The organism is Algoriphagus iocasae (assembly GCF_014206875.1).
Classification (GTDB): Bacteria; Bacteroidota; Bacteroidia; order Cytophagales; family Cyclobacteriaceae; genus Algoriphagus; species Algoriphagus iocasae.
Genome location: NZ_JACIJO010000002.1, coordinates 403,915 through 415,910, shown reverse-complemented (window position 1 = coordinate 415,910; position 11,996 = coordinate 403,915). Strand labels below are relative to the sequence as shown.

The window sequence follows — 11,996 nt, the reverse complement described above, 5'->3', positions numbered from 1 at the left end:
AATTTTAAAAAACACCTCTTTTTAGAGGTGTTTTTTTTTATTTTTATCATTATAATTTTTAGAACCATTCAACTATGAGAAGAATTTTACTGATGCTTTTGGCCTTTGGCTTTTCTATTCAAGTCTATTCTCAAACCGACTCTTTAATTCTGAAAAATAAAGATGTCATAATCGGTGAAATCAAAAGTATGGATAAAGGTGTCCTTACTATTGAAACAGATTACAGTGATTCTGACTTTAAAATCTCCTGGGATGGTATTTCTCATATTTTTTCAAAAACCAAATACTTGATTACACTGACTAATGGTAAGCGTTATAATGGAACCATTAATAGTATCGATGCCGAGACCATAGAAATAGATACGTATGATCCAGAAAATATTCTGAGACTCCGTAGAAAAAAATCAAACACGGAGGATCTCGGTGGGGGAAAGGCTTCGGTACCAATTGCCGATGTAGTTTATTTAAATGCGCTTGATGATGGCTTTTGGAGTCGACTTTCAGCAAATATTGATTTGGGTTGGAGCTTGACCAGAGCAAATAATCTGAGACAATTTAACGTCAGAAGTGGATTGGGATATTTGGCTGATCGTTGGAAAGCAAATGCCACCTTCAATTCCCTTCGTTCTAACCAAGATGAAGTAGATCCTGTCAAAAGAACCGATGCGGATTTTACCTTTAACTATTTTTTGCCTAAAGATTGGTTTTTACTTTACAACATCACCTTTTTATCGAATACCGAACAGTTGATCAAACTTAGAACAGGTAATAAAGTCGGTATTGGTAAATATGTGGTTCATACCAATAGAACTTACTTTGGTTTTCAGACAGGGGTCAACTTTAACAATGAAACTTACTTGGATGATACTCCAAGCAGAAAGACAGGGGAAGCATTTATTGGGTCGGAGTTAAACTTGTATGACATTGGTGATTTGAGTTTATTCAGTCAGGTAATAGCCTATCCGAGCTTTTCCGAATCCGGCAGATTTAGAACGGATTTCAGGCTAGATGTTAAATACGAGTTTTTGGATGATTTCTATGTAAAATTGGGCACTACCATGAACTATGATAATAGACCTATTGAAGGAGCCACCCAACTCGATTATATATTTCAAACTACGGTCGGATGGAGTTTGTAAAAGGAAGGTTAATCCCCTTCTTTTATTTAATAGGATTTATTGGAGGGTTTAGCTTTTCACTTCAAGCTCAGAATGACACCCTTCGACTTTCTAATGAGGATATAATTGTAGGAAAGATTTCTTATTTGGATAAGGGGATTGTTTTCATCAAAACAGTTTATTCCAATGTAGATATACAGGTTAAGTGGAAAGAGGTTTCCTCGATCAAAAGCCCCAATATATTTTTTATTTCATTAGAGAATGGGGAAAGGTTAGAGGGGTCGGTGAATTCAATTTCGAAAGATTCCATTCAAATAACAGCAATAAACCCGAATTCCAGAGCTCAAAAAATGATAGATCTGGATGATCAAAATCAGATTGTTCTGGAAAAAGATCAGCTGGTTCTCTTGAATAAAATCAATGAATCATCAGTCAGCAGAATAAATGGAGACATCAGTTTGGGCTTTAACTTGGCCCGCTCTAATAAGCTCAGGCAATTTTCTGTTTTAAGCCATTTAAATTATAATGGGAATAGCTGGGCTGGGATTTTTTCATTTAATGCCATTCGATCCATTCAGGAATCTACCTCAGCGATTAAGAGATATGAAGTAGGTGGGATGGTTTTGTTTTTTCTTCCAAATGATTGGTTCTTATTTGGATCTGAATACTTATTGAGCAATACCCAGCAGTTGTTGAAACTCAGATCAAACACAGTAGTCGGTTTAGGTAAATACCTGATTCATACCAATCATTCCTATTGGAATTTGCAGGCTGGGGTTAATAACAACAGCGAAAAATTTCAGAGTGAACTTCCGGCCAATCAAAGTATTGAGGCTATTCTGGCCACGGATTTAAACTTTTTTGATGTGGGAGTTTTTAACCTCACAGGAAGTTTGATAGGTTATAAAAGTTTTTCGGATAAAGGGAGATATCGTACTGATGCCAGAGTCAATGTGACTTATAACTTTATCGATGACTTTTTTCTGAAATTAGGAGTGTCCATGAACTATGATAATATGCCTGCCGAAGGCGCCACAGATTTTGATTATGTGATACAAAGTACCCTTGGGTGGAAATTTTAAGTTTTTCGGAGAATTACGAAATAAAACATCCTCTTTTTTTTCCATTGATGGTGAAGATTTGCCTCCAGTATGTTTTTTGCCATTAATCAAAAATTATCCCGCTAAATTTAAATTCCGACAACCTTATTATCCTTCGGGTGTTAGAACTGTATGCTTTATAGTAAAAGTTATATTCATCCTCAAAGTTCGGAGTGGGTAGTCTTCATTCATGGTGCCGGCGGGTCTTCGGTAGTTTGGTTTAAACAGTTGAAAGAATTCAAACAGCATTTCAACTTGTTGCTGATAGATCTTAGAGGCCATGGAAAGTCATCGGATCTACCCCAGGCCATCTGGAACGAGGAATATACTTTTCAGGAAATTACCCGGGATATTATTGAAGTGTTGGATGAAAAAGAGATACCTCCGGCCCATTTTGCTGGTGTATCTTTAGGAACCATTCTGGCTAGAAATCTGGCAGAAATGGAACCACAAAGGGTAAAATCATTGGTGCTGGCTGGAGCCATTACCAAGTTGAATATCAAGTCCAGATTTCTGGTTTTTCTTGGCAATACATTTAAGAGATTTATTCCTTACATGTGGCTTTACAGCTTGTTTGCTTTTATCATCATGCCAAAAAAGCAACACGAAGAATCCAGAAATCTATTTATTAGAGAGGCTAAAAAGTTATGCCAAAAGGAATTTATCCGCTGGTTTAAACTGACCAAGGATATCAACCCTTTGTTGAAATTCTTTAAGGAAAAAGCAATTGATATTCCTACGCTGTATGTGATGGGAGATCAAGATGTGATGTTTTTAGAGTCAGTAAAGAAGATCGTTGAAATTCATAAAAATTCTATACTGAAAATTGTAGAGAAATGTGGCCACGTAGTCAATGTGGAGCAGCCAAAACGATTTAATCAGTATGCTTTGACATTTATTAAAGGACAAACCTAAACCGGAGTACTTTCATTATTTATGAAAAACCAGACCAAGATTATCCTGATTGTCGGGATCATCCTCATCGTTATTGCAGCTTTTTTATATCCAAGGCTGGACAATCGTAATTCCAACGAGGCAAGTGTTGCTGCTTCAGGAGCAGGACCGGGTGCCCCTACTGTTTTGCCGGTGAAAGTGGTGAAAATTCAAAAAGAAACATTGAGAAATCAGCTTTCTGTAACAGGTACCATCCTTCCAAATGAATCAGTGGATTTACGACCTGAGGTTTCAGGCCTTGTTACTAGAATTACTTTCAACGAAGGTCAGTATGTAACCAAAGGAACTCCATTACTTTATTTAAATGATGATGAACTGCAGGCGCAGCATCAGCGATTGGAGTATACCCAGAAGCTTTTTGAAAGCCAGGAAAACAGACAAAAGCAATTGTTGGCCAGAGAAGCGATTAGCCAGGAAGAGTATGACATTGTATTGAATCAATATAATACGACTCTTTCCGATCTGAAATTGGTGGAGGCTCAATTGGCAAAAACCATCGTGAGAGCACCGTTTAATGGTATACTGGGATTAAGACAGGTCAGTGAGGGAAGTGTAATTGGAACCAGTGATATCATTGCAAACTTCGTGAATATCGATCCGATTAAAATCGAGTTTTCCATTCCTGAAAGATATGCCAATCAAGTGACTGCCGGATCTGAAATTTTCTTTTCCAATGAGGCGGCGCAGGAAGAAGTAAAAGGAAAAGTATATGCATTTGAAAATCAAATTGATGCGGCTACCCGAACATTGAAATTAAGAGCTGAAAGTCCTAATAAAGGAAGAAAGTTTTTGCCAGGAATGTTCGTTCGTATTCGCTACGTATTAGGCGAGACTGAAGATGCATTCATGGTTCCTTCTGAGGCAATTATTCCTGAACTTCAGGGATACAAAGTTTTTGTCGTTGGTGCTGATAGCAAAGCTGAAGAGAGATCAGTTGAAATCGGTACACGTACAGACACTCAAGTTCAAATCCTTAGTGGTTTAAATGAAGGTGATCTGGTGCTTACCACAGGTGTATTGCAAGCGGCTACAGGCACTCCTGTAGAATTTACCCAAATCAACTAACATGGCGAGTTTATCAAATATTAGTGTAAACAGACCGGTACTGGCTATCGTGATGTCTTTGGTCATCATGCTTTTTGGTGCCATAGGGATTTCCCTTTTGGGAATTAGAGAGTTCCCTAGTGTCGATCCTCCGGTAATTAACGTAAGAACCACTTACGTTGGGGCAAATGCAGATGTGATCGAAGCCCAAATCACCGAGCCATTAGAAGAGGCTATAAACGGGATCCAGGGTATCAAATCTTTAACATCGACGAGTAATGACGGAGGTAGTAGTATTACTGTTGAATTTGATGTGGGAGCTGATTTGGAAGCAGCGGCAAATGACGTAAGGGATAAAGTATCAGGTGCGCAACGGAATCTACCGCCAGATGCTGAACCGCCTGTGGTTTCCAAAGCAGATGCAGATTCTGAGCCGATCGTTTTCTTAAATGTGAAAAGTGATGAAAGAAGCCTTTTGGATCTTTCTGATATAGCTGAGAATATTTTTAAAGAAAGGCTTCAGACCATCCCAGGAGTCAGTAGAGTACAGATTTGGGGAGAAAAAGAATATGCGATCCGTCTGAGAATGGATCCATTGAAAATGGCATCTTATGGAGTAACTCCTTTGGACGTATTGTCAAAAGTACAAAGCGAAAATGTGGAATTGCCTTCTGGGAAAATTGAGGGAGAGACAATAGAGTTATCGGTTCGTACCAAAAGTAGATTGAGTACTCCCCAGGAATTCAATGATCTAATTATCAAGGAAGATCAAAACAATATTGTTCGCTTTCAGGATATTGGTAAGGCCGAGCTGGCAGCATTGAACGAAAGAAGTATTTTGAAGCGAGACGGAGTGCCGATGGTAGGGGTGGTTTTGGTACCTCTTCCTGGTTCAAACAGTATAGAGATTGCTGACGAATTTTATAGAAGGCTGGAATTTATAGAGAAGGACCTGCCTTCAGATGTAGGTTTGGAGATTGGATTTGATAAAACCAGCTATATCCGAAGCTCTATTGCCGAAGTCCAGGAAACTATTATCACGGCATTTATTCTTGTAGTTGCGATCATTTTCCTTTTCCTGAGAGACTGGAGGACCACTTTTATTCCGGTTTTAACTATTCCTATCTCATTGATTGGGGTGTTTTTTGTCATGTACCTGATGGATTTCTCTATCAATGTCCTGACGCTTTTGGGAATTGTATTATCCATCGGTCTGGTGGTAGATGATGCAATTGTGGTGTTAGAAAATATCTATTCACGTATAGAAAAAGGCGAGAATCCTCAAGAAGCAGCAGAAAAAGGTTCAGAGGAGATATTTTTTGCTGTAATCGCTACTACCGTTGCACTGGCGGCTGTATTTCTTCCTGTGATCTTCCTTACAGGTACCACTGGTCGACTTTTTCGTGAGTTTGGAATTGTCGTAGCTGGGGCAGTGATTATTTCTTCTTTTGTGGCTTTGACCATGACGCCAATGTTGAGTTCCAAGTTTCTTAAGAAGAGGGAAAAACATAACAAATTTTACAATCTGACAGAGCCGATTTTTGTTTGGCTAAATGATGGCTACGACCGCATGCTTAGTGGATTTATGAAATTCCGTTGGGTTTCATTTATTCTAATTGGTTTTATGGGTTTTGGGATCTATTGGTTGTTTAATCAAATTCCTACGGAGCTTGCACCTACAGAAGATCGTGGGGAAATTGTAATCCGAATGAGTGGACCTGAGGGCGCGACATTTAGTTATATGGATCAGATTATTGATCAGATGGTCACGGATTTTAAAGCAGATTATCCAAAGGATGAAGTTAGGGGAATGGTCTCTGTAACTTCTCCAGGTTTTGGCTCATCCAGTACAAATTCCGGATTTGTTCGCTTTATTCTCACAGATGCAGAAAACAGGGAGAAAACCCAGGGTGAATATTTCAATGAAATAAACCAGAAGTTGAAGAAATATTCTGGGGTGAAAGCTTTTGCTTCCCAGGCTCAGTCGATCGGTAATAGCCGTGGAGGTCTTCCTATTCAGTATGTTTTGCAGGCGCCAACCATGGATAAATTGAAGGAAGTAATTCCAACATTTATGGCTGAAGTAGGAAAAAGCCCTGTATTTATTTTCTCTGATATCAATTTGAAATTCACCAAACCTGAATTGGAAATAGAGATCGACAGAGCAAAAGCAAGAAACATAGGAGTTTCTGTTCAGGAAATTGCCAGAACATTACAGCTATCCTACTCTGGTCAGCGATTCGCTTACTTTATTAAAAACGGAAAGCAATATCAAGTAGTAGGTGAAATGCGATTGGAGGATAGAAATGAGCCGGTGAACCTGAGAATGCTTTATGTGCGTGCGGAAAACGGTTCCTTGGTTCAGTTGGATAACCTGGTTACAGTTACAGAAAAAAGTACTCCACCTCAATTATACCGTTTTAATCGATTTGTGGCAGGTACAGTTTCGGCTAACCTTGCCGAAGGATATACTATTGGTGATGGACTGGAGGAAATGGATAGAATTGCTGCCCAAGTCTTAGATGATTCCTTTTCCACAGATGTTTCAGGTCCTTCCAAAGAATTTAGAGAGAGTTCTAATAGTTTGTTTTTTGCATTCTTATTTGCATTGATTCTGATCTATTTGGTTCTTTCTGCCCAGTTTGAAAGTTTCATGGATCCATTAACAATCATGTTTACTGTTCCATTGGCAATTTTTGGTGCCTTATTTACACTTTGGGCTTTAGGGTTTACGCTGAATATCTTTAGCCAGATCGGTATTATTATGTTGATAGGTTTGGTGACGAAAAATGGTATCCTTATCGTGGAATTTGCCAATCAGAGGAAAGCTACAGGAATGTCAATTTATGAGGCGATTTATGGAGCTGCTGTAGCTCGTTTCAGACCAATTTTAATGACCAGTTTATCCACTATCCTAGGTATTTTACCAATTGCCTTGGGATTGGGAGCAGGTGCAGAAAGCCGAGTTCCAATGGGAGCAGCCGTAATCGGAGGTTTGACTTTTGCCACCATTTTGACACTGTTTGTTATCCCAGCCATTTACACATATCTCACTTCCAAAGAAGGAAGATTAGCAAGAATTTGATGAAGAAATTGATTACTGTGCTCTTTTTGAGCATGCTAGGTTCCGTAGTTTATGCCCAAGGTGAAGAAGCTTTAGATCTGGAAAAAGCTATTCAGATCGGTTTGGAGAAGAATCTTCAAATTAAAATTGCTGTTGAGAATATCAGCTTCACCGAAGGGAATGAAAAAATTGGATTTGGGGAATCTTTTCTTCCTCAATTGGATGCAACTTATACCAGGAATTTCAGTAAGGAGGATGTTGAGCAGCGTTTTGTAAATGAGCCAGAACCTCGGACTATCAATGACGCAAAATCTAGAAACGAGAACTTTACGGTAGTCGGTATTTATGGCTTCCAACCTGAATCCATCGTGACAATGAAGCGATTGGGTCAGTTGACTGAGATCTCTGAATTAGATGCTAAGATTGCCGTAGAAAATACCGTAGCATCTATTTCATCTGCTTATTATCGTTTGGTTCTGGAACTTCAGAGGTATGAGGTGTTAAAAAGAACCTTGGAGCTCAGCCAGTCTAGATTGGATATTGCTGAGGCTCAATACCAGTTGGGTGGAGCAGGCAAAAGAGATTTTCTAACTGCCGAAGTAGATTACAATTCGGATTTGACATTATTGGTTAATCAAGAACAGATCATCAATGCAGCAAGAATTAACTTGAATGAATTGATGGCATTGAGTCCGGATACCCAATTTGCAGTCAATGATACCATCACAGTGGGAGAGCCATTGATGTTGATGGATCTGGAAGAAAATGCCTTTATCGATAACAAACAGTTGCTGATCACCCAGCGTCAGGAAAACGTTGCCTTTCTTGAGATGAGAGAATTGCAAGCTTCACGCTTGCCTCAAATCAATCTGAATGGTAGTTATGTGAATAATACTTCAAATTCAGATGCGGGTTTCTTGCTTCAAAACCAAAGAGAAGGTTTTAATTTCGGTGGGAACATTACAATGAATCTTTTTAGTGGATTTACACTCAACAGAAGAATTCAGAATGCGAGAGTCCAGCAAAAGCTGCAAGGTTATGCTTTGGATCAATATGAGATTCAGTTGAAGTCCGATATTCACAGAGCTTTCAATACTTATAAGACAAATCGGGACTTATTGGAGATTGAGAAAAAGAACTACGAAGTAGCCAGAGAGAACACCGATATCGCTTTAGAAAGATTCAGGTTGGGTATTTCCTCATACCTAGAATTCCGTGATGCTCAGGTCAATTTATTGACTGCGGAGAATCGTTTGATTACCTCAATCTTCAATATTAAGGAGATGGAGATAGAATTGATGCGGCTTTCCGGAAGGATATTTTTCCAGAATAGTTTTGAGGATTTAAACCTGCCTACAGAAGATTAAAAAACGAAATGAGCCTGATTTGATCAGGCTCATTTTTTTATTTGCTTTTTTTAAGAAATCCCTATTTATTCTTTTGGCATAGCATTTGCCAAATCCTGCAATCGAGAAACATCCGGCCCCAAACAGGGCCATTTGCATGAAGAAAGCAGTCATTCTTTTATTTTCGATTATAACCGTTTTGGTCTTTGGAGTACAATGTACTTTTCTGGAAAAACAGTTCGGAATTAAGAATAAGAGGGAAGAATATATTTTGGATATGCCTGGAATTACTGCCAGGGGATTTATCCGTGCAGCAGTTGATAACAGCTCTACTGGCTATTATATATACCGTGGCCGAAGAATGGGATATGAATACGAGTTGCTTCGTGATTTGGCGAAAAGACTCGATGTTCAGCTACATCTCGTCCTGATTTCCGACATCGACAAAGCATTTGACTATCTGGAAAACGGGAAGGTCGATATCATCGCGATGAATCTGGAGGAGAGCTTGACAAGAAGTGAACGTGCTACTTTTTCTACTCCTTTGGGGAAAATGAGTACAGTTCTCGTGGGTAGAAAGTCCTCAGGTAGAGTGACTTCGTGGCAGGATATCGAAGGTGATACCATTACCGTGCGCCAAGGATCCATCTACAAATCACAGCTTTGCGCTATTAAAGATTCCATGCAGGTTTCTTTTACTGTCATTGAAAAACCTGAGCATGAAGAAAGCTTAATAGATCAGGTCGTCAAAAATGAAATTAAATGGACTGTAGCAGATCAGAATATTGCGCAGGCAAATGCCACCTATTACGATGGTCTGGATATTTCTTGGAAAGTCGAAAAGGAAGGGGAAGTTTCATGGGTGGTTAGAAATAACTCTCCGAAATTGTTGTCCAACCTAAATGACTGGCTGGAAGACAAACAAAAAAGGTTTATTCCAGACTTATATGCCAAATACTTTTTGAATTCAAAAAACAGCTATTTCAGATCAAATAGCCCATTTTCATCCTTGGCCGGAAACCGTATTTCCCAGTTTGATGAGATCATCAAAAATGGTGCGGAACAATTGGGTTGGGACTGGAGACTTCTGGCTTCTTTGGTTTATAAGGAGTCCAGATTTGATACGACAGCTACTTCCTATGCTGGCGCTACTGGCTTGTTACAATTAATGCCTGTTACTTTAGAGCGATTTGGAGTGGAAGACCCTCATGACCCAATCGAGTCATTGACTGGAGGAGTCAGGTATCTTCGCTACCTCGATAAGTTTTGGATGGAAAGAGTTCCAGAGACGAATGAACGGATCAAATTTGTCCTGGCATCCTATAACATAGGCCATGGTCACGTAGAGGATGCCTGGAGATTGGCAATGAAATTTGGCAGAAATACCCAAAGTTGGGAAGCTGTTTCCGAATTCCTAGAACTGAAATCAGATCCTAAATATTACAAAGATCCTGTTGTGAAAAGTGGCTTTGCCAAAGGCCATTTAGCAGTCAATTATGTCAAAGATGTTTTGAGTATTTTTGATTCCTACAAAGCTTTGGTGGAGCCTTAAGCTCCTTCGTGCAATTCAAACATCGCCTCAACTTCAACAGGGATATTGTCTGGTAAAGAACCCATTCCTACGGCAGAACGCACGCCGATGCCATGCTCTTCTCCCCAAACCGCTGCAAATAACTCGCTACAGCCATTAATGATGTAAGGATGTTTCAAGAAATCCTCCTTACAATTGACCATTCCCAATACTTTGATTACCCGCTTTACGCGATTTAGAGATCCAAGATTAGCTTTGATGGTGGCAAGCATCGCCAGACCAACTTGTCTTGCAGCAAGTTTACCAGCTTCCATATCCATATCCACGCCTATTCTTCCAATGATCAAAGAGCCATCTTCCTGAACCGTTCCATGTCCTGAGAGGTAAAGATATTTGCCGTCGATAAGACAAGGTTTGTAAACGCCCAATGGCTTAGGGGCGGGAGGCAAAGTTAGTCCTAGCTTTGCAAAGCTACTTTCTGGAGTATCCATAGTGAGATTTTTAAAAAGGTGAAATTAGACAAAAAGATCTAAAATAAGGACTCCAATCAATCCGATTACTGCCACCAAAGTTTCCATAAGTGACCAGGTTTTAATCGTGTCCTTGATACTGACATTGAAGAATTCTTTGTACATCCAGAATCCACCGTCATTGAAGTGAGAAAACATCAAGCTTCCTGCGCCGATGGATAATACCAAAAGGTTTGGATCCACATTCATGGTCGTGACCAAAGGAGCAATAATGCCTGCAGTAGTCAAACCAGCTACTGTTGCCGAACCTACGCAGACGCGTATGATTGCAGTGATGATCCAAGCTAGAATCAATGGTGGAATATCCCAAGTACTCAGTCCATCTGCGATAACCTGACTAACACCTGTATCTGTGAAAATCTGTTTTAATGCGCCTGCACCGGCAACAATGAGAAGAATCATTGCAATGTCTTTCGTAGCTACGGTATAGATATCCATCAGCTGAGTCATGGAATATTTTCTTCTCAAGCCCAAACTATACGTAGCGACAAGTACAGAAATCAGCATGACTATGCCTGGGTTGGCTACAAACTTGATCAAAGGTGCCATTGCACTTTCCGGTGCAATATTTAAGTTCAGCGCAGTGGTACTGACTAAAAGAAATACCGGCAAAAGTGCTGTGAAAAAGCTATTGAAAGAACCAGGCAATTCGGATTCAGGTCTTGTTTCAGCTTGGAAAGTCTTGAGCGGATTTGCGTGGACGTTTTTAAGAGTTTTGGCAAAAAGCGGTCCTGCAATAATTATCGTGGGGATGGCAATAAGAAAACCATAAAATAAGGTCAGACCCATGTTGGCATCAAACTGAGCTACCAAAGCTGCAGGGGAAGGATGCGGAGGTAAGAACCCGTGCGTCACAGATAAGGCTGCCAATAAAGGGATCCCCACATAAACTGCCGAGATTTTATATTGATAAGCGACAGTGAAAGCCAGAGGTACCAGCAATACGAATCCTACATTATAGAAAAGAGGAATCCCTACAACCAATCCCGTAATGGACATGGCCCAGGTGATATTTTTCTCTCCGAAGATTCCCATCAGAAACCCTGCGATTCGTTGGGCGGCACCGCTTTCTGCCACCAATTTGCCGAGCATTGCGCCCATGACGATGACAATGACAAGGTCTCCGAGAAGATTGCCCATTCCCGTTTGAATGGATCCGGCAATCTGATCAGCTGGTAATCCCAAAAGGAATCCAGCAGAAATGGCCGAAATAATAAATGCTAAAAAGGGGTTGAGTTTCGCCCAGACTATCAATATTACCAAAATCGCAATACTGAGCAGAACAAGTAAAATGGTCATAGGTTGAGGT

9 protein-coding genes are annotated in these 11,996 nt (G+C 40.0%); 7 read left to right on the top strand and 2 right to left on the bottom strand.

Features of this window, described 5'->3' with window-relative positions; translation table 11 throughout:
- Positions 1-74: 74 nt before the first annotated feature.
- From FHS59_RS09205 to FHS59_RS09175, 7 genes are all read left to right on the top strand, one after another.
- Positions 75-1,139 (top strand): DUF481 domain-containing protein, encoded by a 1,065-nt coding sequence (locus FHS59_RS09205; RefSeq protein WP_184494856.1) that lies wholly within the window; start codon positions 75-77, stop codon positions 1,137-1,139.
- On the top strand, positions 1,127-2,200 hold the full coding sequence (locus tag FHS59_RS09200; protein WP_184494855.1) for a DUF481 domain-containing protein: 1,074 nt from the start codon (positions 1,127-1,129) through the stop codon (positions 2,198-2,200). Before FHS59_RS09205 ends, FHS59_RS09200 begins: the two co-directional genes overlap by 13 nt.
- Positions 2,201-2,350: 150 nt before the next feature.
- Positions 2,351-3,133, top strand: a complete 783-nt coding sequence (locus FHS59_RS09195; protein ID WP_184494854.1) for an alpha/beta fold hydrolase — start codon at positions 2,351-2,353, stop codon at positions 3,131-3,133.
- Positions 3,134-3,154: 21 nt separating this feature from the next.
- Complete coding sequence (locus FHS59_RS09190) at positions 3,155-4,237, top strand: efflux RND transporter periplasmic adaptor subunit (RefSeq protein WP_184494853.1); 1,083 nt, start codon at positions 3,155-3,157, stop codon at positions 4,235-4,237.
- Position 4,238: 1 nt separating this feature from the next.
- A complete protein-coding gene (locus FHS59_RS09185; protein ID WP_184494852.1) occupies positions 4,239-7,301 on the top strand; it encodes an efflux RND transporter permease subunit in 3,063 nt (1,020 codons plus the stop codon).
- The gene (locus FHS59_RS09180; RefSeq protein ID WP_184494851.1) at positions 7,301-8,647 is read left to right on the top strand and encodes a TolC family protein; all 1,347 of its coding nucleotides are present in this window, start codon (positions 7,301-7,303) and stop codon (positions 8,645-8,647) included. The genes FHS59_RS09185 and FHS59_RS09180 overlap by 1 nt, the downstream gene beginning before the upstream one ends.
- A 136-nt stretch (positions 8,648-8,783) precedes the next feature.
- The gene (locus FHS59_RS09175; RefSeq protein ID WP_184494850.1) at positions 8,784-10,178 is read left to right on the top strand and encodes an MltF family protein; all 1,395 of its coding nucleotides are present in this window, start codon (positions 8,784-8,786) and stop codon (positions 10,176-10,178) included.
- On the opposite strand, the gene FHS59_RS09170 is transcribed toward FHS59_RS09175, so the two are convergent.
- Positions 10,175-10,648 (bottom strand): RidA family protein, encoded by a 474-nt coding sequence (locus FHS59_RS09170; protein WP_184494849.1) that lies wholly within the window; start codon positions 10,646-10,648, stop codon positions 10,175-10,177. The two genes, FHS59_RS09175 and FHS59_RS09170, sit on opposite strands and share 4 nt — an antisense overlap.
- 24 nt (positions 10,649-10,672) lie before the next feature.
- Positions 10,673-11,986, bottom strand: a complete 1,314-nt coding sequence (locus FHS59_RS09165) for a gluconate:H+ symporter (protein ID WP_184494848.1) — start codon at positions 11,984-11,986, stop codon at positions 10,673-10,675.
- Positions 11,987-11,996: the final 10 nt, after the last annotated feature.